Source organism: Cohnella zeiphila (genome assembly GCF_014212055.1).
GTDB classification, from domain to species: domain Bacteria; phylum Bacillota; class Bacilli; order Paenibacillales; family Paenibacillaceae; genus Cohnella; species Cohnella zeiphila.
This window is the reverse complement of the sequence record NZ_JACJVO010000035.1, coordinates 51,903-78,003: the sequence shown is the minus strand read 5'-3', so window position 1 is coordinate 78,003 and position 26,101 is coordinate 51,903. Positions and strand designations below refer to the sequence as shown.

General features: G+C 56.6%; 15 protein-coding genes. 13 read left to right on the top strand and 2 right to left on the bottom strand.

From position 1 onward, the window contains the following. Positions 1-12: 12 nt before the first annotated feature. Positions 13-5,565 carry a DUF4832 domain-containing protein gene (locus H7C18_RS27480; RefSeq protein ID WP_185132335.1) on the bottom strand — a complete coding sequence of 1,851 codons (5,553 nt, stop codon included), beginning with the start codon at positions 5,563-5,565 and terminating at the stop codon, positions 13-15. Positions 5,566-5,990: 425 nt separating this feature from the next. Between H7C18_RS27480 and H7C18_RS27475 the strand changes: the two genes are divergently transcribed. The 4 genes from H7C18_RS27475 (at position 5,991) to H7C18_RS27460 (ending at position 13,396) form a co-directional block, all read left to right on the top strand. After that, the gene (locus H7C18_RS27475) at positions 5,991-8,402 is read left to right on the top strand and encodes a LysM peptidoglycan-binding domain-containing protein (RefSeq protein ID WP_185132334.1); all 2,412 of its coding nucleotides are present in this window, start codon (positions 5,991-5,993) and stop codon (positions 8,400-8,402) included. 107 nt (positions 8,403-8,509) lie between these two features. Continuing rightward, positions 8,510-10,036 carry an extracellular solute-binding protein gene (locus tag H7C18_RS27470; RefSeq protein WP_185132333.1) on the top strand — a complete coding sequence of 509 codons (1,527 nt, stop codon included), beginning with the start codon at positions 8,510-8,512 and terminating at the stop codon, positions 10,034-10,036. Next, the gene (locus H7C18_RS35860; RefSeq protein WP_185132332.1) at positions 10,033-11,754 is read left to right on the top strand and encodes a histidine kinase; all 1,722 of its coding nucleotides are present in this window, start codon (positions 10,033-10,035) and stop codon (positions 11,752-11,754) included. Before H7C18_RS27470 ends, H7C18_RS35860 begins: the two co-directional genes overlap by 4 nt. Before the next feature lie 22 nt (positions 11,755-11,776). Then, complete coding sequence (locus H7C18_RS27460) at positions 11,777-13,396, top strand: response regulator (RefSeq protein WP_185132331.1); 1,620 nt, start codon at positions 11,777-11,779, stop codon at positions 13,394-13,396. A gap of 7 nt (positions 13,397-13,403) precedes the next feature. Here the strand turns inward: H7C18_RS27460 and H7C18_RS27455 are convergent, their stop codons facing one another. Further along, complete coding sequence (locus H7C18_RS27455; RefSeq protein WP_185132330.1) at positions 13,404-14,684, bottom strand: Gfo/Idh/MocA family protein; 1,281 nt, start codon at positions 14,682-14,684, stop codon at positions 13,404-13,406. A 259-nt stretch (positions 14,685-14,943) separates the two neighbouring features. Here H7C18_RS27455 and H7C18_RS27450 point away from each other — a divergent pair, with 259 nt between their 5' ends. The 9 genes from H7C18_RS27450 to H7C18_RS27410 all read left to right on the top strand — a co-directional run bounded on the left by H7C18_RS27450 (position 14,944) and on the right by H7C18_RS27410 (position 26,000). Continuing rightward, complete coding sequence (locus H7C18_RS27450; protein ID WP_337913912.1) at positions 14,944-16,299, top strand: ABC transporter substrate-binding protein; 1,356 nt, start codon at positions 14,944-14,946, stop codon at positions 16,297-16,299. Between the two features lie 79 nt (positions 16,300-16,378). Continuing rightward, positions 16,379-17,248: a carbohydrate ABC transporter permease gene (locus tag H7C18_RS27445; RefSeq protein ID WP_185132329.1), complete on the top strand. Its 870-nt coding sequence runs from the start codon at positions 16,379-16,381 to the stop codon at positions 17,246-17,248. A gap of 12 nt (positions 17,249-17,260) precedes the next feature. Further along, positions 17,261-18,100 (top strand): carbohydrate ABC transporter permease, encoded by an 840-nt coding sequence (locus H7C18_RS27440; protein WP_185132328.1) that lies wholly within the window; start codon positions 17,261-17,263, stop codon positions 18,098-18,100. A 167-nt stretch (positions 18,101-18,267) separates the two neighbouring features. Further along, positions 18,268-19,302, top strand: a complete 1,035-nt coding sequence (locus tag H7C18_RS27435; protein ID WP_185132327.1) for an S-layer homology domain-containing protein — start codon at positions 18,268-18,270, stop codon at positions 19,300-19,302. Between the two features lie 154 nt (positions 19,303-19,456). Next, a complete protein-coding gene (locus tag H7C18_RS27430) occupies positions 19,457-20,116 on the top strand; it encodes a response regulator transcription factor (RefSeq protein WP_185132326.1) in 660 nt (219 codons plus the stop codon). Further along, positions 20,113-21,657 (top strand): sensor histidine kinase, encoded by a 1,545-nt coding sequence (locus H7C18_RS27425; protein WP_185132325.1) that lies wholly within the window; start codon positions 20,113-20,115, stop codon positions 21,655-21,657. The genes H7C18_RS27430 and H7C18_RS27425 overlap by 4 nt, the downstream gene beginning before the upstream one ends. Next, a complete protein-coding gene (locus H7C18_RS27420) occupies positions 21,654-22,457 on the top strand; it encodes a hypothetical protein (protein ID WP_185132324.1) in 804 nt (267 codons plus the stop codon). The genes H7C18_RS27425 and H7C18_RS27420 overlap by 4 nt, the downstream gene beginning before the upstream one ends. 142 nt (positions 22,458-22,599) lie before the next feature. After that, positions 22,600-24,609: a beta-galactosidase gene (locus H7C18_RS27415; RefSeq protein WP_185132323.1), complete on the top strand. Its 2,010-nt coding sequence runs from the start codon at positions 22,600-22,602 to the stop codon at positions 24,607-24,609. 239 nt (positions 24,610-24,848) lie between these two features. Continuing rightward, entirely contained in the window at positions 24,849-26,000 is a 1,152-nt protein-coding gene (locus H7C18_RS27410) for a Ger(x)C family spore germination protein (RefSeq protein ID WP_238357995.1), read from the top strand. The last annotated feature ends 101 nt before the right edge of the window (positions 26,001-26,101 follow it).

Genomic DNA, 26,101 nt, shown 5'->3' with positions numbered 1-26,101 from the left:
TAAATCAGATAGCTACTGGATCGCGATCGAGCCGAGTCCGAGCCATCCGTCGGCGCCTTGGCTTTGGTTGGCGAAAAGAATCGGAAGCGGATCGTTCCAGGGCAGATAGCTCGGCATATGGCCTTTGGCGCGAACGTCGGCCTCTTTGATTTTCCAGAGCGGATTGTAGATGTGCATCACGAGTTGATAGGAGCCGGGCGTCACGCCGGCGGCGCTTATTGTGGTGTCAAAATATTGAGGCGCGCCGAAGTCGACGTAGACCGGGTTGCCGGGGACGTTCCAATCCGGGAATGCGCGAATTTGCTTCGGCATGATGGTGCGCAAATCCCAGTTCGTCGTCCAGGTTTTTACGACGTTGCCGGAGCCGTCCTTCAGCGCCAGTTCGACCGGATACATATCCGGACCGTAATAGAACGGCGCCACGCCCGTATTTTCGATCTGCACCCCGACCTTGAAGCTTCCGGAAGCGGTATTGTCGAAGTAGGCGTTCTTTGCATAGAAGTTGTAGCCCATCTTCTGCCACGCCGCCACCTCGTTCGGGTCGTTCTTGTTGTACGTGCAGTTCTGGCAAATCATCCAGGAGGCGTGCGTCATCTCGATATCGGTCATCGCGTCGTCTTTGGTGGCTGTAGCGGGGCCGAATAAGCTGCCCTGCACTTCGGGCCGGACTTCTCCGCCGAAGCTGCCGGTGATCCATTTGTTCTCGGCGCCGAACAGAACGGCTTGCGTCAGTTGCGCGTCCGTCTTGCCGCCCATCGACAGAGGCAGCGTCATGCTGCCGACTCGGCCGAGGTTCGGATCGTTCTCCTTGTAAGCGAAGGAGTCGTCGTGATACCCGATGCGCGAGAGCGAGGCGAGGTGCGTGCCGCCGCCCGAGCGCGGATAACGATTCTCTACCGGCGTTTTGCGGAAGGCGGTATTGTAGGCATCCATCAGCACGTTCGCGCCCGAATCGGAGATCATCCAGTTCTCCGTGCCGTTGCTGCCGTCGTTCGGCCACGTGTGCCATTCTCCCCAATAGCCGACGAGTCCCATCGTGATGAACGCGATGCGCGGATCTCCGTCGTATTTGGCGCCGAAGGCGGAGATGAAGTTCTGGAACGCCTGCATAACGGTCGGAGAGTCGTAGTTCAGAATGCAGCCGTTGCGAATCTCTCCGGACAGGAAGTCCGGATAATCTTTGCTGGAGAACGACTGGCACGAAGCGACGCGCAGCGCAAGCTGTTTGCCGTGCGACGCGACTTCGTCCAAAGCGGCCTCCATCGGCTCCCAATTATACGTGTTCATGCCGGTCATCAGCTCGCCCAGACCGAAGTAGCGCCATTCGACCGAGTTGTTGATGCCGCCGTACTGGGTTGCCGTTTTGTCCGCATGGTCGCCGGGATAGAACCAGATGGCGAAGCCTTTGAGCGGATTCGTGACCGGGTCGGTCCCTTTGGCCAGGGCATGAACGGTCAAGGAGCCGTCCGGCGATTGCGCAGGATAAGGATTGCTCGGCAGGCCTCCCGGCACCGTCGGCGGATCTTCCGCCTGGCCGGAGGCGAGCGTCGTGATCGTCGCCGGAGCGCTGGCGGCCGAGACGTTGCCGGAGGCGTCCTTGGCTTTTACGGTATACGTGTAAGAGGTATTCGGCGTGAGGCCCGTATCCAGGAAGCCGGTGCCGGTCGAAGTTCCGGCAAGCGCGCTTCCGCGATAAATCTCGTAGCCGGCGACGCCCCGGTTATCGGTAGAAGCCGTCCACGACAAGTTGATCCAAGTGCCGGAGGCCGTCCCGTTCACGTTGGAAGGCGCCGAAGGCGCTTGCGTATCCGGCGCGTCGAGCGTTGCGGCCTGCAGCGCCGAGGAAGCGGCGGACGCATTGCCGGCGGCGTCCCGGGCCTTGACCGTGTAGCTGTAGGACGTGTTTGGAGAGAGGCCGGTATCCGTAAAGGATGCGGTCGCGCTGCTGCCGGCTAGCATGCCGTTGCGATACACGTCGTAGGCGGTGACGCCCACATTGTCCGTGGAAGCCGTCCAAGACAGGGAAACGGAAGTCGTCGTCCGGGAGGCTGCCGACACGCCCGAAGGCGCCGTCGGCGCCTGCAGGTCGATCGAAGAGCCCGGCGGAGAGACGAGGATGCGATCGAAGTCGGGCGACCAGCCGCCGGCGATAAAGAGCTTGATCGTATTGCTGCCGGATTGAAGCGCGACGGTTGCCGTTTGCGTGCCGACTTGATCCCATCCGCCCGTGCCCGGTAGCGTCAGGTTCAAGGCCGTTCCGCCGTTTACGCTGACGGACACCGGCCGGCTGGCATCCCCGTTCAAGTAGGCGATCGTCAGAGTATACGAGCCGGCGGCCGAGGCCAGCACGCCGTTGAACGTCAGCGTTCCGCTGTTGTTGCCGACGTACCCGACCTTGAAGCCGCCCGAGCAGCCCGGGCAGGCGGCGACGGCGGCGCCTCCCGCCAGCGCGTTGCCGGCCGCTTCGGCTTCGTAGGACGCTGCAGTGCCGGCGCCGGCCGCATCCGTCGCAGCGGAAACGGAATTGCTGGAGGCGGATGCGTTGCCCGCCGCGTCGAGCGCTTTTACGGTATAGGTGTACGAGGTGGAAGCGGCGAGCCCGGAGTCCGTAAAACTCGTTCCGGTCGCGGATCCGGCCTTCGTGCCGTTCCGGTATACTTCGTATCCCGTTACGCCTACGTTGTCGGTCGAAGCCGTCCAGGCCAGGCTGACGCTGCCGGACGTGTGGCCGGTCGCGCTCAAGTTCGTCGGCGCGGTCGGCGCCTGGGTATCCAATGCCGGCGGCGAATCGGTCGTCACGGACAGCGGAGAAGACAACGCCGAGATGTTGCCTGCCGCGTCCTTGGCATCGATCGTGTACGCATAGGCCGTACCCGGCGACAGGCCGCTATCGGTATACGAAGCAATGGTCGGGCTGCCGACCTTCGAACCGTTCCGGTAAACCTCGTAACCCGTAACTCCGACGTTATCGGTCGAGGCGTTCCAGGCGAGGGTAACCGAGGTTTGCGATTTGGAGGCGGCCGTTACACCGGAAGGAACCGTCGGCGCTTGCGTATCGCCTCCGCCTCCGCCGCTCGATGCCCCGTCCGTTTTGATCGCGTCGATCAGCAGCACGGCATAGGTGGAATCCCTATGCACGATTCGGATGTACTTCGTATTCGCGAGGTTGGCGCCGAAGGCGGACAACGGGATCGACAGGTCCGTATAGCTTCCGGTCACGTTGCCGTAAGCGGAAAGCGGGCCGACGGTATGATCCGTGCCGTCGTTCAGCACCACGTTCCAATGCTGCTCCGTGTCGGAGTCGTTCCAGTCCCGCGCCCGGACGATCAGATTTTGCAGCCCGGCCAGACTCTGATTGATATTTTCCTGCAAATATTGCCCGGACGCGCCGGAGTTCATGACCAGATTGCCGGCCGTGTCCGAGCCGTAATAGACGCTGTCCATCGACCAGCCGATCGTCTGGTTCAGGTCGTTCACCTTCGCGCTGAAATTCGCTTGGCTCGGGAACGAGTCGATCGTGACCGCCGCGGCGGGGGCAGCGGGCGTCGCGCTCGCCTGAACGGAATTGCCGCCGGTACCGCCGGAATTGACCGCTTGCACTACGTAATAGTACGTCGTTCCGTTCGTCAATCCGGTATCGGTATACGAGGTGCCGCTCACATTGCCGGAGAGGACGGCATACCCCGAGCCGCTTGTCGTTGACCGCAGCACGCGATAGCTCGTCGCGTCGGCCGAAGCCGTCCAGGTCAGCGATACTTGCGCGTTGCCGGCCGTAGCGGTCAGCCCCGTCGGCGCGGCGGGCGGCGGAACGATGTTGCTCGGCGTGACGGACGCTTCGTTGGAATTGCCGCTGGTGCCGGCCGAATTGACCGCTTTCACGACATAATAGTAGGTCGTGCCGTTCGTCAGCCCCGTATCCGTGTAGCTCGTGCCGGCTATGCCGGATGCGACCGCTGCGTACCCCGAGCCGCTCGTCGTCGAGCGGAACACGGAATAGGTCGCGGCGCCGGAGGAAGCCGACCACGCGAGTGCGGCTTGCGAATTGCCGGCCGTCGCCGTCAAACCGGCCGGTGCGGCGGGAATCGTCGGCGCGCCGATCGTCACGGCGGCAGCCAGCACGTTGTAGCCTTTCGCGGCGTCCCAAGTCCCCGTATTGGCCAGGCGCACGGAATATTCCGGCCGGGAACGCAAGCCGGGGTCGTTGTCCGGCAGCCACAACGCCAACTTGTAAGTTCCGGCCGTCATATTGGCGGGAAGCGTGACGGTCTGCGCAGGCACGTTGACCGCGCCGCTCGTCCAGAGCCTCGGATCCAGGCCGGGCAGCGGCACGTCGTATCGCTGCGTTCCGTTATCGAATACGAGGAAGACCGGCCTCGGCTTGATCATGCCGGCGTAACCGTCATTGTTCAGGTGCGCGGAGAAGGCGAAGCCGGCGCCGGGACTCGCCGAGGTCGGGAAGTCGGCGTCGACCAGCCGGAAGCGATACCCGAGCTTCCGCTTGAGGCGGGTAAACGCGGTTTCGGCCGGGTCGTTGCCGGAGGCGGGCAGATTGGCGGCTTTCCAGATGTTGAGGTTGACCGGCGCGTAATCTTCGTTGATTTCGGTAAAATGCAGCTTGCTCATTTCGGTCTGCACGTTGACGCCCGCGGCATCGTCGGAGCCTGCGGCGTCGCACGTTTCGCCGCCGACCATTTTATTGCCGCCGGAAGCCGTCGCCATGTCGTACATCCACTGCTTTTTCTCCTCGACGTAGTACCAGCCCATCCAGGAGTTGTTGTCGTAAGTTCCCATATCCGCGCTGTCGGCCAGGAAGCAGTCGTTATGGAAGCCGATGCGGTCTTTGTCCTGCTGCGTGAGCGGCGCCGAGCCGGAAGGAGTCGGCAGCTCCGTCGCTTCCTTGATGAAAATCGGGTATCGAATGACGACCGGAATGGAAGCGGGTGTCGTGCTCAGAATGGTTTGGATAATCCGGTAACGGGTGTCGGCATCGGTGCGGCTGAACGGATCGGTATACTGGCTCGTATGCCATTCGCCCCACGGACCGATATAGCCGGCTTCCAGATGGTTGACCACGTCGGCGTTGGCCGAGATTACGGCATCCAATTGCCGGATATGGCCGAGGATGCGGCTCTCGGGAACGGCGGGCGAATCGGACCACGCGTAGGCGGGACGCAGGATGATTTTCAGGCCTGCCGCGCGAACCGCAGCCAGTCCGGAGGCCAGGTTGTCCAGCAGGGCCTGCGGGAGCTGGTCGGTGTCCTTGTACTTATCGAGATGAATGTAGCTGTGAATGAGCGTGTCGCCGTCCGCCTTGGCCCGCGCGAACGTTCGGTCCAGCATGTCCGGATTGAAGCCGGCGATGCTCGTGGCGGAACTGGCGTAGTCGTTCACGCTAGGATCGTCAATGATCTCGTACCGGTTGTGGTAGCCGCGCTCCGGGTTCGGAAATGCGGTCGCGAGATCTCCCGTATAGGAGAAGGTCGCGGCGGATGCAAGGCTGTAAGGGATGATGCCGTACAACAGCGCGGCGATCAAAAGCAGCGAGAATGCTTTCCTGGTCAACATACTTTGCCTCCTTACTCAGAATGAGAAACTTGGCTCAAAGCAAAGTAAGCGCGATGAAACCACCTCCTTTCCAAAAGAAGCTGTCATGGCGTCCGTGCGTATGCATTCGATTGTCGGCGATGAGATGAGGTCGGTTCGTGTGGATGCAAAGCGGGCAGGAGAGGGATGGGGATAATCTTGAAGTCAAAAAGTTGCGCAACTAATTTCAAATTATAGGATGCTTTTGCCGGTCGCGCAAGATGCGGATTTCCTTAATTTCAAGCAGGAATCTTTGTTTCCTAGCGAAAAATATCGAAAAATAAGAAGGTTTGGAGAGCAAATCTTGATGCAATCGGGCAGGCCCTATGCTAATATAATTTTTGAACAAAAGAAGCAAAAATTTTCCCTAATCAAATTGCAGATCAGCCAAGGAGGCAAAAGAGGAAATGAGATTTCCCAAAATGAAGGCGCTTTCGATTGGAGGGTTGGCATTTTCGCTCGCCGTCGTTTGGGCGGCGCCGATCTCGAACGCCGATTCCCCGGGCGATGCGGCGGGAGGTCCCGCGCCGACGGTGCTGGACGACTTCGAATCGTATGCGGACGATGCGGCGCTGCAGGCGGCTTGGAAGCTGGATTGGTCGGATGTGCCGAATTCGGTGGGCATTGCTCTGGATCAAGCGGACGGCGGGAAAGGCATGAAGCTGTCGATCCTCGATTCGTCCGCGACATGGGCCAACATCCTGCATCCGATCGCGGAAGCGAACCGGGACGGATCGGCGTTCGAAGGAGTTGCTTTCCGGTTGTACAACGAATCGTCGGACCGCCCTCTCGATCTGGGAATGGAACTCAAGACGGACGAACCGAACGGCGCGTTCAATTTCAAGCTGACCGGCTCGGCCCAAGCGAAAGCGGACGGCGGGGATTGGCAGACGCTGCCCTTCAACGGCGGCTCCTTGCATGTGGAGGCCGGCTTCAAAGGGGAGGTTCGCATGGCCTGGGATCAATTCAACCAGGCTTCCTGGCAGTGCGGCAACGATCAGACGAAGTGTTCCGCTCCGCTTAAGCCAAACGAGTTGACCGGCATTCAATTCGGGTACAATCCTTCCGCGAACGAAGGAGATATCATCCATCTTGACGATATCGGCTTTTACGGAACGGCGGCAGGCGGCGGCGTCTCCTCCGGAGGCCAGGACGGCGGCGCGCACCCGGCGGCGAGCGCCCCGAAAGCTCCGTCTTGGGCGAAGGCGGGAGAGATCCGCAAGCTCGCTTACGCACCGGCTCCGATCGGCAATCCGCTGAAGGGCTTCATGCCTTATTTGGATGCGGGAACCGACGGATTTTACAAGACGGGCGACGATTGGCGCAATCGCGCGTCTCAGATGCCCTACAGCATGGAGTATTTCTACGAGCCGCTGAACGCCGTCATGAAGGGGCCGAATGAGTTCGATTGGTCGGATGTCGACAAGCAGTTGAATGCGATCGCGGCAAGAGGCCATCAAGCGGTGTTTCGTTTCTACGTGGACTATCCCGACAAGCCGACGGGCATTCCCCAATTCTTGCTGGATGGGGGACTGAAAACTCGTACTTACAGCGATTACGGCAACGGCACGCACGCGTCGAGCTTGCTGCCGGATTGGGACGATCCGAATCTGAACGAAGCGTTCCGGACGTTCATTGCCGCGCTCGGCAAACGTTACGACGGCGATCCGCGCATCGGGTTCATCATGGTCGGACTCATCGGGTTCTGGGGGGAATGGCATACCTATCCGTACGACGGCTGGGAGCCCGTCACCGATGCGAACGGCAAAGGCTTGACCGACGATAAGGGAGAGCCGGTGCGCCAGCCGAATCTCATGCCCTCGGAGCAAAATCAAGAACATGTACTGGAAGAGATGGACCAGGCGTTCGACAAGACCAGGCTGCTCGTCCGCTATCCGGCTTCGAACGACACTTATCAAACCAAAAACTTCGACATCGGCTATCATGACGATTCCTTCGCCTTCGAGACGCTGCCGTTAAGCATGGGAGGGCAGGATTGGCATTTCTGGGGCCGAGTCCTTACCGCGGGCGATACGGATTTCTGGAAAACGAAGCCGATGGGCGGAGAGATGCGTCCGGAAATTCAGGTTCCGATGTGGAACAACGATCCTCCGCAATACAACGATCCGGAACATCCGATCGACGGCCATCAGGGCGAGGACTATTACGCAAGCCTGGAGCTTACGCATGTGTCGTTCCTGCTGAACCAGGGCGTGTTCCAGGTTCCGTTAAGCGGCGATTCGCTGAAGCGGGCGTTGGAAGGATCTCGCCGCATGGGGTATGAGTATGACGTGCCGAAAGCCTATTTGGACGGCACCGGCGGCCAGTTGAAGGTAGGCGTCGAGATCGAGAACCGCGGCGTCGCCCCGTTCTACTACGATTGGCAGGTGGAGCTGGCGGCCAAGTCCGGCGGCAAGACCGTCAAGACCTGGAAGACGGACTGGAAGATCGGCGGCATCCTGCCCGACGAAGGGCAGAACGTCAACCGCAAGGCGTTCCAGAGTCTGCTGAACAACGGAGAGCTCGCGAACGGCAAATACGACATTTACATGCGCGTCGTGAACCCGCTTGGCGCCGTTACTTCCAAAGCAATTCCGTTTCGGTTCGCCAATGCGGAACAAGGCGCGGACGGATGGCTCGCTCTGGGCAGCGTGTCGCTTGCCGGCGGCAAAAGCAAGGAGGAGTATGTCGTTCGTCCCGGCGACAGCTTGTCCAAGATCGCCGCTCGGCTCGGCACGACGTGGCAGCGGCTGCAGCAATTGAACCGTCTGCCCGACCCGAATCTGATCTACCCCGGTCAGACGCTCCTTCTTCCGTAACCCCGGTCGATCTCGCCTCCGGCTCGGTATTTCGCGCCGGAGGTTCATTTTTTGGAAAAGCCGTGGTATGTTGAAGTTGTCGATCGGCAATCGGGGAGGCACGCATCGTGAAGAGAAAGAAACCTATTTTTGCGTTAGGGCTGCTGATTGCATTCGCTGTGCTGATCTCTGCCTGCAAGGGCGCGACAGGCGATGACGCCTCGGCCGATGGAGACTCCGCGAACGTGCCGCAGCCCTATGTGACGTTAAGAATGATCATGCCGGGCGACGAATCGGCGCGCATGCGGGAATTCGTCGATAACGAGCTGAACGAGCGGTTGAAGAAAGAATTGAACATGAAGCTGGAATTGACGTATATTCCCTGGTCGGACTACCAATCCAAGATCGAACTCGCGCTGGCTACCGGCGAGAACTACGACCTGTTCTGGTACGGAACGCCGTTCGTATCGGATTACAAGGCGAAGAACTACATCCAGCCGCTCGACACGCTCCTTCGACAATACGGCAAGGATCTGACGGCCCGTATCCCGGAAGATAACTTTAAGCTGGATGAGATCGACGGCAAGCTGTGGGCGATTCCTTCCCAGGCGTTCACCTCCGCGGGAAAATTCACGTCGGTCATGGTACGCCAGGATTTGCTGGAGTCGGTCGGAATGAAAAGCATTCAATCGATCTCAGATTTGGAAGCGTTTTACTCCCGCATGCACGCCGCGGATCCGAGCTATTACGGGTATTTGGAAACCGACCGCGGCCAAGACGCGCTATGGCGGGAGCTGTCGGACCAGCCGCTCACGTTCCTGGACGAGAATCAGATCTTCGCCGTGAACGAGAATACCGGCGGGCTCGTGGATTATCTGGAATCCGATCTGTACCGGAAGGTGGCTCAGGTGCGGGAACGATGGGTGGGCATGGGATTGATCGACAAGCAGCTCGCCGGCAACCTCGCCGCGAACATCGATCAGGAAGACGCGGGCAAGCTGCTGTTCCGGGTCGGCGCCGTATCCCGGGCGATGGAGAACCTGCAAACGGTGCAGAATGCGGACCCCGATGCCAAGCTCAGAGAGTATTATCTGGCCCCGGACAAGCCGAAATATATCGTGGCTCCTTCCAATGAAGCGTATATGATCCCGAAGAACGCCTCTCACCCGGAACGCGCCATGCGGTTCATGAATTGGATCCTGCAGAGCAAGGAGCATTACAACTTCATCATCTACGGCGTGGAAGGCAAAGATTATCGCATCGAGAACGGCAAGATCAAGCTGCTGACCAACGACCAGTTCATGTACGAGTGGATGTGGCGGAACAAAAATTATTTCATGCCGACGACCAATGTCGACGACTCCGTCGTGCGGGATATGATGCATAACGACGATAACGCGAAGGTCTCCCGGTTGTTCGGCTTCCATTTCAATCCGGAGCCGGTGAAGAACGAGTACGCCAAAGTGCTGGCGGTCTACAACGAGAAGTTCGTTCCGATCAATATCGGAATCGTCAGCTACGACAAGCAATTCGGCCAAGCGATGGACGCGCTGAAGAAGGCCGGTTACGGTCAAGTTTGGGACGAGCTGCAAAGGCAGTATGCGGCTTTTCGGGCCGGTCAATCTCTCTCCGCGGATCGGGAGGAATCAAAGTGAAATCCAGCATATTCACGAATATGGTGATCGCTTTGCTGCTTCTTCTGACCCCGATCATTACCTTATACGCTTATTCCAACCATACGAGCTCCCGCGTGCTGACGAAGGAAATCGTGAAGGCGAAGCGCACGCAGGTCGAGACGTTCGTCGGACAGCTCAGTCAAATGTTCGCCCAATTCGATTCCTATCAGAAGATGCTGTATGAAAGCACGGAGGTCCGCAATTTGGCGTATCCGGATTTGCTGGGCGACGATCTGCTCCATTTTCGCACCCTGAAAACCGTCTCCGAAGAGATCAACCGGCTGGCGGGTTACGGGGGCTGGAAGGGCATCATCGCGGTCGTCTATCCGAAGACGGGGATGGTGATCAAGAGCAATTCCAGTCTCGGCGCCATGCCCGACTCGCTTCCGGACAAAGACGAGTTCTGGAGCTATCGGGCGAATCCGAAGGGCGACGCCTATTTTATCGAAACGATATCCAATCCGGCCAAAAACGCCAAGGAGGAAGAGGCGGACCTGACGGTCGTCGCGAAAGTGGACGAAGGCGAGATCAAAAGCGATTTGTCCGAGATGAAGAGCAACGGGCTGGAGGATCCTTTTCTATACAAGCCGGGTTATTCTCCGATCTACAACTATACGGCGAATCAAGCTTTGATTCGGGAGATGCTGCCCGAGCTGAACCCGGACGGCGCCGAAGGAAGCTTCGAGCCCCTTCTCATTCGCACGGGCGACGGCGCCTACCAGGTGCACATGGAGATGGTGAAGCCGCTGGGCTGGTACCTGGTGGACTACGTGCCGATCGGCACCATCATGGCGCCGATCAAGCGGAACCAGATGACGTTCTATGCGATCAGCGGCATGATGCTGTTCATGGCGTGCATTCTCGGCTTTATCCTGTACCGGAGCATCCGCATTCCGTTCCGCAAGCTGATGCAAGGGATGAACTTTATCGAGAAAGGCATCTACACGAGCCGCATGAAAAATCCTCCGAAAGGGGAATTCCGTTACTTATACGACCGGTTCAACTCCATGGCTTCGAGAATCGAAGAGCTGATCGAGGACGTGCTGAAGGAACAGATCCGGACGAAGGAAGCGAACGTGAAGCAGCTGCAGTCGCAGATCAATCCGCATTTCCTCTACAACACGCTGGCGTATATCAAAAGCATGGTGGAGCTGGAGGAGAAGGAAGCGGCCGTATCGATGACGATGAACTTGAGCAAGTATTACCGGTACACGACCAAGCTCAGCAACAGCTTGGCGACCTTGCAGGAAGAGCTGGAACTGATCGTGAATTATTTGGACATTCACAACAGGCTGACGGACGATTTCGAGTACGAAATCGATATCGATCCGGCCATTCTGGACATGCGAATCCCCCGGTTGTCGCTTCAGCCCCTGGTCGAGAACGTGATCGTTCACGCGTTCCGAAAGCCGGTGCGGTACGGGGCCGTGCGCATCCGGGGGAGCCTGGAGGAGTCCGGGATCGCGCGGCTCTCGGTCGAGGACAACGGTCCGGGCATGGCGCCGGCGCAGCTGGAGGCGCTGCAGGCCAAGATTCGCAATGCGCCGAGCGATCAGATCGATTCCGGCCTGCAGAACGTGCACCAGCGGCTGATGCTGCTGTTCGGCAAGGGCTCGGGGCTCTCCCTCGGCCTGTCCGAATGGGGAGGATTGTGCGCGGAACTGATTTGGCAGGTGCAGGACAACGAACCGCAATAACGACGAAGAGGAGGTACGGGGCGTGTACGAAATTTTGATCGTGGACGATCATACGCATTTGGTGGACAGCTTGGCGAACGCCCTGCCTTGGGAGCAAATGGGCATCTCGGCGGTTCATAAGGCGTATTCCGGGGAAGAAGCGCTGGAGCTGCTGCAATATCACGGCATCGACCTGATCGTCACCGACATTCAGATGACGGGGATCAGCGGACTGGAGCTTGTCTCCGTCGTGAAGGAAAAATGGGCCAGGATCAAGTCGGTCATCCTGACCGGGTACGACGAGTTCCAATATGCGCAAGAAGCGATTCGCCAAGGCGTCTTCAACTATTTGTTGAAGCCCGTCTCGAACGAAGAGCTCGAGAGCGCGATTCGCGCCTTGATCGGCGAGCTGCAGCGGGAAGGGGACATGCTGGTCAATCAGCAGAAGCTGGCATACTTGTTCCGGGAGAGCTTGCCGAAGCTGAGGGAGTCGCTGCTTCAGGATCTGCTCGCGGGCAAGACGCCGCCGATGTCCCAGCTTCGCGGCAAGCTGAAGCTGTACGAGCTGCCGTTCGACGACCCGCATCCGTTTCTCATGCTGGTCATGCGCATCGAAGAAGACTTTGCCGGGACGGATCTGTACAGCGTGTCGCTGCTCGAATACGCCCTTACGAACATCGCGGACGAGATTTTCTCGCCGCGCTATCAGATTTGGCATTGCAAGGACGATTACGATTACGTGGTCTTCCTGATCCGTCCGAAGCAGTCGTCCGAAAGCTCCGAGAAGGAAGGGATGGAGGAAGCGGAGAGGCTGGCCCGGCTCGTGCAGCATCAGATCAAGCGATTCCTGAAAATCAAGGTATCGCTCGTGATGAGCCGTTGGAGCTCGTTTCCTCACGAGGTGTCCGCGGTGTATCGCCAGTCGCTGTCCTTGTTTACGGATTATATCGACTTCCAGACGGAGAGCTTCTTTCATGATCTGCAGGAGCGGAGCATGAAAGAAATCCGCCCGTTGTCCGAGCTGTATTTAAGCCCCTCGTTCATGCAGCTGCTGGAGGTCGAGCAGTGGAGCGCCGCGGAAGAGAAGATGAGCAGGGTATTCGAGGAATTGGAGCTGCGGGAAAACAAAACGAGGGAGCACGTATTCGAGGCGTACCTTACGATCATGCAGGCATTTTCTTATTACGTTCATAAGAAGGGGAAACGGTTCTCCGACATCTACGGACGCGAGGCCGAGAAGATGCTGAAGCTCGATGCCGGCTGGAGCATCGAGCCTTTGCGGGAATGGTCCTTTCAGACCCTGCGGCAATTGAAATCCTACAGCGGAAGCTTGTCCAACAGCTTCCGCAACGATGTAATCCACCGCGTCATCCGGTTCGTCAACGAACAAGTCAAAGACGTGACGCTGCAATCGGCGGCGGATCACGTACATCTGCACCCGGTCTACGTCTCGAATCTATTCAAGACCGAGACGGGAGACAACTTCTCGAACTACGTCCTGCGCGTGAGGATGGATAAAGCCCTGCAGCTGCTGAAGCAGAAGGACGTCAAGATCAATCGGATCGCGCAGGAAGTCGGCTACCAGAAGCCTCAATACTTTATCAAGCTGTTCAAGACCCATTACGGGATGACGCCCCAGGAATATAAAAACAATCTGCAGTAGCCTGAATTCAGCTCATGGCGGCGGCAGCCAGCGAAGAACGGAAGCTCCGCAAATCGACGACCTCGCCTTGGCGCAGACGGGAGACTTCGGCTGCGAAAGCCATCAGATGGCTCTCGAGCGAAGCTTCCGCCGACGTGAGCGAGCCGGCGAAGCGCTCTTCGCGCAGGTCGGACAGGAATTGGCGCAGGACGCCCGCGTCCCCTCCGTGATGGCCGCCTTCGCCGCCTGGCGTCCGGAACAGGGTGCGCGTTCCTCCGGCGAATTCAAACAGATCGACTTCTTCCTTGAGCAAGTCCCCGCGAATCTCTCCTTTGGTTCCCATAATCTGCACGATGCGGTTGGTGTCGCGCGTGAATCCGCACATGCTGAACATCGCCGTCGCGCCGCTCGCGAATTCCATATTGACCACCTGATGATCGACGACGTCGTTGTCCGTCCGATAGACGCATTTGCCGTAAGGACCCGTCAAGACGGCATTCATTCGGTTCTCCAGCGTCGGCGGATCGGCGATGAGCGCCGCGTAAGGGTTCGCCTCCAAGTCCTGCGAATAGAATCTTACGGCGGAATAAGGACAAGCCGCTTCCGCCGCGCATCCGTCCGTACACCGATCGGCTGCGTCTTCCGGCGCTTGTTCCGGGCGGAAATGGCTTAAAGACCCGAAAGAGCTGACGCGAACGCAATCCGAGTCCGCGAGCCAGCGGATCAGATCCATGTCGTGGCACGATTTGGCCAGAATCATCGGGCTGGAGAGGGAAGCAATCCGCCAATTTCCTCTGACGAAGCTATGCGCGTAATGTAGGTATCCGACATTCTCGTTATGCTGAATCGATATGACTTCTCCGATGGCGCCTTCCGAGATGAGCGTTTTGATCCGCTTCCAGAACGGAATATAGCGGGAGACGTGGCAGATCGTAAGCAGACGGCCCGACCGGCGCGCCCTCTCGGTCATCGCGAGGCATTCCGCGGGATCGTTCGACATGGGCTTTTCCAATAAAACGTGATATCCCTTCCGCAAGGCGGCCATGGTCGGCTCAAAGTGCATTCGGTCCTGCGTGCAAATGAGCAGCGCATCGCAGATGCGGGGCTGGTCGAAGAGCTGTTCCCACGACGTGAAGACGCGTTCGCCGGGCAAGCCGAACTTTTCGGCGAACGCGTTCCTTCTTTGCCCGTTCGGCTCGGCGACGGCCGCGATCTCCGCTTCATCGGGAAATTGGCTGAGGTAGGGCGCATAGCTGAGAAGCCCCCTCGCGCCAGCGCCGATTACGGCAAGCGACGGTTTTCTTTTCATAAAGTGTTCTCCCCTTGATGCAAATATTTGCGCATAAGCTTCGTTTTTTTGCCTCGAAAACATTATGTACGGTAACACCGCGCTTGAAAAGCCGATCTTAATTTTAGGGCTTCAATCTTAAGAATGTGGCATTTCAACCCCGTCGTCTCATGCCTTATGATGAATGCGCAGGGGACATCCTGTGAGGCAATGAAGGGAAAAAAAGATGCAAATTTTTTCGGGTCATTGCCGTCTCATTATGAAACAAGGGGGAAATACAGTGGTCATTCGTAAAAAAACGTGGGTATCCGCCATGAGTCTGACCGTCGTCGCGGCCATGGCGTTGGCAGGCTGCGGCAGCAACGATTCGAACAACGGCAGCTCGGCAAGCGCATCTGGAAGCACCGGGGCCAGCGCAAGCTCAAGCGCCTCGGCCGGCAAGGCTTCCGACGCTCCGAAGAAAGACGTTACCCTGACCTATGCCATCTGGGATCAGCTGCAGCAGCCGGCGATGGAAGCGATCGCCAAAGAATTTACCGCCCAAAACCCGAACATCAAGGTCAACGTCGAAGTCATTCCTTGGGATCAATATTGGACGAAGATGTCGGCGGCCGCTCCGGCCGGCACCTTGCCGGACGTGTTCTGGATGCACAGCGGTCAATTCGTCAAATACGCATCCGGCAATTTCCTCGAGCCGATTACCGACAAGGTGCAGGCCGGGGAGATCGACATGAACAATTATGCGGCGAACCTCGGTTCCATTTATGTGTTCAACGGTCAAAACTATGCGATTCCGAAAGACTTCGATACGATCGGCTTGGCCTATAACAAAGAGATGTTCGACCAAGCGGGCATTCCGTACCCGGACGATACGTGGGATTATGCGAAGCTGGCGCAAGTGGCTAAGCAGCTGAGCCAGCCGGATAAAGGCATCTACGGCTTCGCGGCCAAGATGGATACGCAAGGCGGCTACTGGAACGACATGCTCGCCAATGGCGGCTATATCGTCTCCGAAGACGGCACGAAATCCGGCTACGACGATCCGGCCTCCATCGAAGCACTGAAAGCGCGCTACCAAATGATTCTCGACAAGTCATCTCCGAGCCATCAGCAAATGACGGACACGGACTCCACGGAGATGTTCAAGTCCGGCAAGATCGCCATGATCTTCGAAGGCGACTGGAGAACGACCGACATCGACGGCAGCGACATCATCAAGGGCAAGTGGAACTGGGCGAAGCTGCCGAAGGGCAAGGTTAAGCGCGGCGACATCATCAACGGTCTCGGCAACGTCATGTCGGCTTCGGGCAAGCACAAGGACGAAGCTTGGCAGTTCCTGAAATTCCTGGGCTCGCAAAAAGCGGCGGAAATTACGGCGCAGATGGGCGCGGCGATTCCGGCCTACAAAGACACGCAGGCGGCATGGGTGCAGTCGAAGCCGGATCTGAACCTGCAGGTATTTATCGACCAAGCCGCAGACGCAACGCCATATCCGGCCGGCTCCAAAGCGTATCCGGTGTGGTTCCCGAAAGAGTCGGAAATCATGGCGCAAGCATGGGGCGGCAACATTTCCATCGAAGAGGGCGCCAAACAAGTGGCGGCCATGATGAATCAAGCGATCGCGGACAACAAGTAAGGCCGTTGCGGCTGTCATGGGAAGGAATCGAAGGCATTCCGGGAGCGGAATGCCTTCGATGAATCAGGGGAGGTAGGCCATGAATTCGAGAAGCAGGTATGTATGGGCATATGTTATGATTGCACCTACCTTGCTCGGTACGGTCTTATTCTGGAGTTGGCCGGCTGTCTATTCGATCTATCTGAGCTTTCTGAAATCCGAGAATTTCGGACTCGTCAACCACTGGGTCGGCTTTGCGAACTACGAAAAGCTGTTCAAGGATCATGAGTTCTGGCGCAACCTTCGGAATACGCTTTATTACACGGTTTTGTTCGTGCCGCTCACGCTCGTTCTTTCCACTTTCTTCGCCGTTCTGCTCAATGCCAAGATCCGCGGATTATCCGCCTACCGGGTCATCTTCTTTCTGCCCCAGGTGACGATGCCCGCCGCGGCCGCCATGGTATGGGTCGTGCTGTTCGCCCGCGACTACGGTCTGATCAACTATGTGCTCGGCACTCACGTGGCCTGGATATCCGATGCGAAGTTCGCGATGTACGCGCTCGTGATCGTCGGGGTGTGGGGCGCCATCGGCTTTAACATGCTGCTGATTCTTGCAGGCCTGCAGGGCATACCGAGAGCCTTGTACGAGGCGGCCGAGATCGACGGGGCCGTCCGGTTTCGCAAGTTCCGCTATATCACTTTGCCGCTCTTGACGCCGACCTTGTTTTTTACGTCCGTCGTGCTCATGATCGGCGCCACGCAAATTTTCGACTCGATCTATTTGCTCATCGGCAAGACGAACGTCGCGCTTCCCGCCGTACGTTCGCTCGTCTATGCGTATTATCAAAATGCGTTCGTCTACTACGATCAAAATTACGGCGCGGCGATCGTGGACGTGCTGCTCGTCATCAATTTGGTCTTGACCGGCCTGCAGTTTGCGTTTCAGAAAAAATGGGTCAACTACGACTGAGGGGAGAAGAGTATGGCGAATCGCAGTCAAACCGTCCGGCGCAATTCCAACTGGATCCTTCACCTGGTGCTGATCGCGGCGTCCGTCGTCATGATCGTCCCCTTCGTCTGGATGATCCTGACCTCGTTCAAAACCGTAACCGAAGCCACCCAGATTCCGGTCGTCATTTTTCCGTCTCATTGGAATTTTAGCAGCTACGCGAAAGCGTTCGAGAAGTCGGACTTTACGCATTATTACCTGAACACGATCTTCGCGGCATTCATGAAGACGCTGTTCCCCGTCCTGTTCAGCTCGATGGCCGCTTACGCGTTCGCGCGAATCCGGTTCCCGGGCAGAACGCTTCTGTTCTTCCTCATCATATCCGTCATGATGGTGCCGAATCCCGTCTTCTACACGCCGCAATACCTGCTTATGAGCAAATGGGGCTTGGTCAATTCGGTAACGGCCCTCTGGATTTGCTCGCTGGTCAGCCCGTTCGCCACTTTTATGCTGCGGCAATTTTTTATCGGCATATCCAAAGAGCTCGAGGAAGCCGCGATTCTGGACGGGTGCAATCCGTTTCAGACGTTCCGATACATTATGCTGCCCTTGGTGAAGTCCGCTTTGGTCGCGATCGTCATCATTCAACTGCTGTGGTCGTGGAACGAATTGCAATGGCCGCTTATCATCAATAGCTCGCCCGATAAGCTCACTTTATCATCGGGGCTGGCTACGCTCGTCTCCATGTTTAGCACGAATTATCCGATCTTGATGGCGGGAGCGTTCATGGCCGTCATTCCGATGATCGTTCTGTTCTTCCTCTTCCAGAGACGCTTCATCGAAGGCGTGGCTTTCAGCGCGCATAAAGGATGATCCCTTCATGTTAGACAAAGTCAGTCCCCTTGACGTTATGGTCATCGGGACTGATTTTACTTTTTAAAGTAAATTGTAAAATTTGAGTAAACGAAGAAACCTTTTTTACGGAGTCGCCGTCTATGATGGCACGCAAGACAAACACGACTCCAAGAGGTGGAATTTTTATGAAAAAGCCATACAAAATCGTTACGCTGTCCGCAGCCGCTGTCCTGGCGCTCAGTATCGCCGGGCAGAGCTTCGCCTCCGCCGCCACTTTTAAAGATCTGAACAGCGTGCAAGGCAAGGACCAGATCCTGGCGCTGTATGACAGCGGTCTGATCAAGGGAATTACCGCGGAATTGTTTGCTCCGAATCGAACCGTCACCCAGGCGGAGAGCACGCAGATGATCGTCAGCGCGCTGGGCCTGAATCTGGATCTGGTCCGATTTCTCAAGGAGCCCAAAGCGTCCGACTACTTCAAGAATGCCAACGATTCCGCCTGGTATGCCGACGCCATGATCGTCGCCGCGGTCAACGGACTGGAACTGCCGGCCGATCTGAAACCGAATGAGAAGATGACGCGAGAAGCCTTCACGTACCAGCTCATTCATGCGATCGAAGCGACCGGCAAGCTTCCGATGGTGAAGCCGGTTGCAGCGGATTTCAAGGACCGGGACCAAGTTACGCCCGATTACTCCGGAGCGATTCAGCGCGCTCTGAACTACGGCGTGGCGAAGTTGGATTCCAACGGGATGTTCAATCCGAAGAAGGAAATCACCCGCGCGGAAGCGGCTGTCGAGATCAGCAACGCTTTGAGTTATCTGCAAGCCCACTCGGTACCTGAGCAAGGAAGCGAGAGTGAGGCTCTCACGATGGAACAAGCCGTACAGCTGATCAAGGGCGTTGTCGGGGAAGAGGCGAATTTGCAGATCAAGATCGATCCGGATGCCGTCGTGACCCGCGAATCGTTCACGTACCTGCTGATCCATACGCTTCAAACGGGCGGCAAGCTGCCGATGCTGAATCTGATCGCGGTCGAGATCAAGGATAACGACGACATCGATCTTCCGGACCAAGGCGCCATTCAGACGGCGCTTGCTCTTAAGATCGTCGAACTGGACTCGGAAGGCAACTTCCATCCGAAGGACGGCGTTACGCTTGCAGACGCGAACGCCATGGTGGACCGCGTGCAGGAGATTGCGGAAGGCTCGGGCAAGTAATCGTTCCAGGAGCGATAGGGAGAGGACACGAGCTGTCCTCTCTTTTTTTTAGTTTGTGGGGTTATTTTACAACTTAATTACAACTTGGACATAGGTTCGCGCGCCGTTTTCCTCTATCATAAAGAGAAGAACAGATTAGCGGAGAGGTATCGGAATGCAAAAAATGATCATCATCGAAGACGACCCGGCGATTTCCGACCTGATCAAACTGAATCTGGAATTGGCGGGCTACGAATGCCGGCAGGCCTATAGCGGCAAAGACGCGCAAAGCGTTCTCTCGGGGTTTACGCCCGATTTGATCTTGCTGGATATCTCGCTCCCCGACATGGAAGGGTACGAGCTGATGGAACGGTTCCGGCGCATTGAAGTGCCGGTCATCTTCCTGACGGCCCGAAACGCGCTTGCCGAGAAGGTAAAGGGATTGAAGATGGGGGCCGACGATTATATCGTCAAGCCGTTCGAAGCGATGGAGCTGCTGGCCCGAATCGAAGCGGTGCTTCGCCGTTACGGCAGGAAGAGCGATCGGATCGCCTGCGGCGGCCTCGAGATTCATTTGGAGGAGCGCACGGTCAAGCGGGACGGCGCCGTCATCGAGCTGACGATGAAGGAATACGAGCTGCTCCTTCTTCTCCTGGGCAACCGGAACAAAGCCCTGTCCCGGGAAAAAATTCTGGAGCTCGTCTGGGGCTACGAGTACGGCGGCGAGACGAGGACCGTCGATATTCATATCCAGAAGATCCGGAGAAAACTGGGCTGGGAAGACCTTATTAAAACGGTCTACAAATTCGGCTATCGGCTAGAGGTTCTCCCATGAAGCTCTGGCAGAAAGTGTTCTGGGGCACCTTCCTCTTGTTCGAAGTGCTGTTCAACGCCTCTTCCTTTTGCCTGATCGAGCATAACTTCAATCAGAATCTGGTCAGGGAGGTCGACAGAGGGTTATCGGATCAGCAGGTTTTATCCGCCCGGATGGAGTCGGATTGGTCGTATTTCAACAACCTGAACCAGCTTTTGAACACCTCAAAGGAAGACGCCGACGATTTTTTTAGCCGGAACGCCTCCAAGTATCTGAAATCCTTCGACCCCGACCATGTCTCCATTGAAATCCGAAACGAGCGCGATCAGACGGTATTTTCCAACTTCTCCGAAACGATTGCCGGCCCGAGACCGGAGCTGGATAATGAAAAACCCGCCGTCAGAAAATACATCATTCGCAGCGTCGGCCGCAGGAGCGTTCTGTTTGTCTCCGGCGAACTCGCTGTGAGCGGGCGCGATTTCAAGCTCACGTACATCCGGGATTTGACGGGCATTTATGAGGATAAACAAGCGCAGATCCGGAATTTTGTCAAAATCAACATCGTCATCGCCGTCGTCCTGGCCGGCGGCTTGTACGGCCTGATCTGGTTCCTGACACGTTCCGTCCGCCAGCTCACCAGATCCGCTCAGACGATCGCTTCGGGCCAGTATTCGCATCGCGTCAATGTGCTGTCGAAAGACGAGATCGGCCTGCTGTCGGAAAATTTCAACGCCATGGCCGAGGCGATCGAGGAAAAAGTCGTGGCCTTGGAGACGGCTGACCGGAACAGGCAGCGGTTTATCCATTACTTGACGCATGAATTAAAGACGCCGCTTACTTCGATCATCGGTTACGCCGATTTTCTTAGAACGACGCCATTTAAGGAAGAAGTGTTTTACAAATCCCTCCATTATATTTACGGCGAAGGAAAAAGGCTGGAAAGCCTCGCTTTTAAGCTCATGGACCTCATCCTCGTTGAAAACAGCCAGCCCCGCATGACCGTCGGGGAGATCGGGCCGGTATTCGAAGAGATCGCGCTAACGATGAGACCGCAGCTGGAAAAGGCGCAGGCGGAGCTGATGATGTCCGTGGAAACCGCGAAGCTTCCGATGGAAAAGGATTTGCTCCAAATCCTCTGCACCAATCTGATCGACAATTCCATCAAAGCTTCGAAAGCCGGGAGCAGCATCTTTTTCCGCGGCTATCGGACTGAGGACTCCCGATATGTCATCGAAGTGCAAGACGAGGGAATCGGGATCCCGCAGGAAGATATCCCGAAGGTGTTCGAGCCGTTCTTCACCGCGGGGCGGTCCCGTACGCAGCCGAATCGCGGCGCCGGACTGGGGTTGGCCATTTGCGCCGAGATCGTCCGGCTGCATAAGGGGCAGCTCGACATTCAGAGCCGCCTGAACGAAGGAACCATTGTCCGGATCCTCTTGCCGGATGATACAACTAATTTACAACTTGCCGATCCTTATGAAATATCGCGTTCTTATAATGAAAGTGCAAGTAGGAACTGCGCATTCCAAACGCAAATCACAAATCCGGAGGGAAAGACATGAAACTTCTCGAAGCAGTCAAAAGCAAAAAAGTAGCGGGAACGGTCCTGGCGTCGGCGCTCGTCGTAGCCAGCTTCGGCACTATCTCCGCATTCGCGGCAAACGGAAGCGACGCGATTCCGAAAAATACGGTCATGACGGCGTCTGCGCCGACGGATGCGCCGGTCGCAACGGACAAAGCCCAAGGGACGATCGAGTACAGCAAAGATACTTATTCGAGAACCGACGGCAGCCAGAACTTCACTTTGGAAAACTGGTATGATCCGCAAACGAAAAATTTCAGAACGGATGTAAAGGATTATTCGGCCGATCATCAGCTTCTGGACTATCGAAGCACTTATTTCCTCAACGGCAGCGACATGGTCGTGATTCAACGTAATTCTAACGGCGATCCCATCAGCGGAAAATGGGTCAAGAGAACGGATGATTCGCACACATTCGATATTCTGGAGAAAAAAACGCTCGGCTTCAGCGGCGTGAAGCAGAATTACAAAGCCGACTATTGGACTTCCGTCGGCACCGGGCAAACGCCCGACGGGAAGACTCTGAACAAGCTCATGAACAGCTATCAGTCCTATATCGATGACAACACGCTGGCCAATATGCAGAACATCGTGTATGTCGATCGGCAGACCGGCCTTCCGGCCAAGGAAGAGCTTTATGAAGATTCCACCGGCACCTTCAAGCTCTTCAGCAGCGATACGGAAGAATACCAATATGTCTCGGATGACGGGTCTATCTTCAGCACGGACGGGGTAACGCTGGAATCCGTCAAGACGGAGAAAGATGCTTTGGCCAAATAACGCTGTCTCATCGCACCAAAGGTTTCAGCTCTCGCGGCTGAAGCCTTTTTTGCGGTCGTCGATACATTCGTAGATATCTCCATTGAATTCAAGGACGTTTGGATTATGATGAGGGTAACCGATTCCGAATGGAGATGAGAAAATGAAGATCGATTTTGAACGTTCGGACGCAAGGGATGCGGTATTCCTCTACCGAAGCGCCGATCGCTGCGAGGTTGCGTTGGGAGCCGAAGGCGGCGGAATCTCGCTGCACGAAGTCAAGCATTCCGGGAAGCGCTTTATTGTCGGCGACGTCGAAGTGCTGGAGGAGCATTCGGCCGCGATGATGTTCCGCTGTTTTTTGCCGGGAGCCGTCAAGGAGCGGATCTTTATGCGCTTTGGCCTTCTGCCGAAATTCAAGACCAGGATCTGTCTCGATCTTCATTGGCTGGACAACAGCACGATCTTCACGAACCGCACGCCAGGCACGCTCAAGTTGGTCATTCACGGCCAGCGCACCGACATTCGGGAGGTCGATCGGTTCGAGCTCGGTATAGAGCGCGCCTTCCACGATGTGAAGCTGCGGTTTGAAAACTTTTATTTGACGGATGAGAAGCCCGAGGATTTTCCGCTTCCCCAGCGGAAAATGGTCGATGAGTTCGGCCAATGGAAGGAGAAGGAATGGCCCGGCAAGATTCATTCGATGAAGGAATTAAGCGCGGCGCTGCAAGCCCATGAAGGTGCGGCCGAATATCCGTTTCCCGAATGGAACCGGTGGGGCGGCGACGCCGGGCGGAAGCTGAAGGAGGGAACGGGCTTCTTCTCCACCTTCAAATCGGAGGACGGGCGTTGGCATCTGACGGATCCGGACGGCTGCGACTATTTTTCCCTGGGCCCGTGCGGAACTCGTCCGGGCGACCGGTGCCGGGTGGACAGCTTCGAGCCGGTGTGCGATTGGCTCCCGGACGAGGAGGACCCGGAATTCAAGGAGCTGTACAGCAGCGGGACGATCCGCCGCGCCGCATACATGCCTTTGGACCGGTTTAAAGCGATCAGCTTCACGGCTCTGAATTTGAAAAGAGTGTACGGCGACAAATGGCGGGAGAAGTGGGAGGAGATCTCCTACCGCGTCCTGATGAAGAGCGGGATAAACTCCCAGGGGAATTTTCCGGGACTGGGCGTCAACGACGGCCGAAGCAAGCTGCCTTACGTGCGGGAGCTTCCGGGCTTTCCGACCACGAACGCTTTGATTTTCAGAGATTTCCCCGACGTGCTGTCGCCCGAATACCGCGAAAAGTCGGAAGTGTACGCCCGGACGCTTGAAGAATGGAAAAACGACGCGTGGCTGATCGGTTATTTCCTTCGGAACGAGCCGGAGTTCAACTTTGTGGAAGGGCTGGCCATCGCGGACGAGGTTCTGCGCCATCCGGCGCAAACGTATTGCCGACTCGGTTTGATTCAGTTTCTGAAGATCGCCTATGGAACCATTGAAGCCTTGAATCGGGCCTGGGGATCCCGGTTCGCCGGCTTCGCCGATCTGGAGCGGCCGATCGAAAACTGCTCGTCCGCCTATCCGGGCTCGCAGCCGGATATCCGGAAATACTCGGCTCATCTGATTCGCGAATATGTCAAGATTCCTTCCCTCGCGTGCAGATCCGTGGATCCGAATCATTTGAACCTGGGTCTGAGGTGGTCCAAGGCGTACAATCTCGACATGATGGCGGGCTGGGAATATTTCGACGTATTCTCCATCAACTGCTACGACTTCGATCCGACCCGGGATATGGATTTTGTCAAGAACGCCGGCGTCGATCTGCCGATTCTGCTGGGAGAATACCATTGCGGAGCGCTCGACCGGGGTTTGTCCGCCACCGGCCTGAAGGGCGTCGTCAATCAGGAGGAACGGGGCGTGATGTGGCGGCACTTCGTGGAGAAGGTAGCCGCCCATCCCTACGGCGTAGGCGCGCATTGGTTCCAGTACAACGATCAGTTCTGCCTGGGAAGGTACGACGGCGAGAATTACCAGATCGGCATGGTCGACATCTGCATGCAGCCCTATCCCGAACTGATGGCCGCGGCTTATGAAACGTCCAAGATCCTCTACAAGGTCAAGAACGGTGAGGCGGAGCCTTACGCCAGGCAGTCGCAATCCATCCCGATGATCGGCTATTGAGCATGGCGAATTCCCGAGATGCTGCCGGCTTCCATGTTTAAACAGCTGCATTAAACCAAAGAATGAAACAAGCGGGCATTCGCCGGGATGGAGCTAGCCGACATCGTTGCTCGTTTTTCATGGTCCCGGAAGAAATGAGGGAATCCGTTCTGAAGGTTACAGCTGCTTGGACTAAACCCATCCTATTGTTCACGGCTTTGCTTACAGCGGTGCCGGCGCTGACCGGGTGCTGGGACCGCTTGGAGATCGAAGACCGGGCGGTGGTTCTCGGAATATCCGTGGATACGGTCGAACCTTCCGAGGCGGAGCATGTGGACGAAATTACTCATCTTCCGGGCAGTTATTTGGAGCCGGGGAGGACGATGATCCGGCTCGGAGTCCAGATTGCGGTTCCGGGAAGAATTCCGCTCGGTCCCGGCGAAGGAGGCGGAGGCGGACGTTCGGCATCGAACCGTACGGTTTGGGTGATGGACGTTCCGGGCTATACGGTCGACGATGCGCTGATGAATTTGCAGCAGCAGTTGTCCGGGGAGCTGTTTTTAGGCCATGTGCGGGTCATCGTTGTCTCGGAAGCGATGGCCCGCAAAGGGCTGCAAAATTTGAACGATTATTTACGGCGCAATCCTCAGTTGAGACGGATGGCCTGGATGATGGTCTCCAAGGGCAATGCGCTGGAATTCATGAAGTCGACGCCGGAGCTGGAACGGATCCCGACCCTTTATTTAATGGCAACGATGGACAGCGCGGTCCGGATGGGCAAATTTCCTGCAAATTACATCGGCATGTTTTGGAGCCGATCGTCGAGAAAAGGGCAAGAGGGTTACCTGCCCTATGTAGAGATGAAAAAAGAACAAAACGTCGAAATCAAAGGCCTTGCTTACTTCCAAAAGGATCGCTTTGTTGGCGTTACGAGCCCAATCGAGATCTCGTCGTATATGTCCATTATGGGAATGAATCCGGGCGGTTACCGCGGATTATTCAAGATTGGAAACTCAAAGCAGGTAGTGAATATCGGAGCGTATTCGCGTAAATCGCAAATCAAAGTCGATATTCGAAATAAGATGCCGCACTTCACGGTTAATGTGTTCGACGAGTTTATTCTTGAAGAAAAAAACAGCGAGGATCTGATCGTCAACGATCCAAAGTTATTGATGGAACTCAACAAAAAAGTGGAGGAAAGTGTTTCCAAACATGTGAAAGGATTAATCGAGAAGACGCAGCGTGCGCATAGCGATATTTTCGGCTTCGGCGAACAGTTGCGCGCCAAGAAACCGGGTTACTGGCGAAAGTATGTGAAGAGCAAAGAAAAATGGGAAGAAATGTACGAAAACATAACGGTCGAAATTCACATTGAGTGCAGAATCAGACGAATTGGAATGAAGGCGAAGTAGAAGCATTGGCTCGAGTAAAGCCCGCAAACATGCGGGCTTTTTTCATGATCGGTTAATCGATCAGGTTGATTTCGATTGGAGAGGAGTATACATCTTCGACC

What these genes read in the sequence shown, in the direction of transcription:
- H7C18_RS27475 (WP_185132334.1), top strand. Translation starts at nt 5,991, where the DNA reads ATGAGATTTCCCAAAATGAAGGCGCTTTCGATTGGAGGGTTGGCATTT.
- H7C18_RS27415 (WP_185132323.1), top strand. Translation starts at nt 22,600, where the DNA reads ATGAAGATCGATTTTGAACGTTCGGACGCAAGGGATGCGGTATTCCTC.
- H7C18_RS27455 (WP_185132330.1), bottom strand. Translation starts at nt 14,684, where the DNA reads ATGAAAAGAAAACCGTCGCTTGCCGTAATCGGCGCTGGCGCGAGGGGG.
- H7C18_RS27430 (WP_185132326.1), top strand. Translation starts at nt 19,457, where the DNA reads ATGCAAAAAATGATCATCATCGAAGACGACCCGGCGATTTCCGACCTG.
- H7C18_RS27440 (WP_185132328.1), top strand. Translation starts at nt 17,261, where the DNA reads ATGGCGAATCGCAGTCAAACCGTCCGGCGCAATTCCAACTGGATCCTT.
- H7C18_RS27480 (WP_185132335.1), bottom strand. Translation starts at nt 5,565, where the DNA reads ATGTTGACCAGGAAAGCATTCTCGCTGCTTTTGATCGCCGCGCTGTTG.
- H7C18_RS27425 (WP_185132325.1), top strand. Translation starts at nt 20,113, where the DNA reads ATGAAGCTCTGGCAGAAAGTGTTCTGGGGCACCTTCCTCTTGTTCGAA.
- H7C18_RS27445 (WP_185132329.1), top strand. Translation starts at nt 16,379, where the DNA reads ATGAATTCGAGAAGCAGGTATGTATGGGCATATGTTATGATTGCACCT.
- H7C18_RS27435 (WP_185132327.1), top strand. Translation starts at nt 18,268, where the DNA reads ATGAAAAAGCCATACAAAATCGTTACGCTGTCCGCAGCCGCTGTCCTG.
- H7C18_RS27420 (WP_185132324.1), top strand. Translation starts at nt 21,654, where the DNA reads ATGAAACTTCTCGAAGCAGTCAAAAGCAAAAAAGTAGCGGGAACGGTC.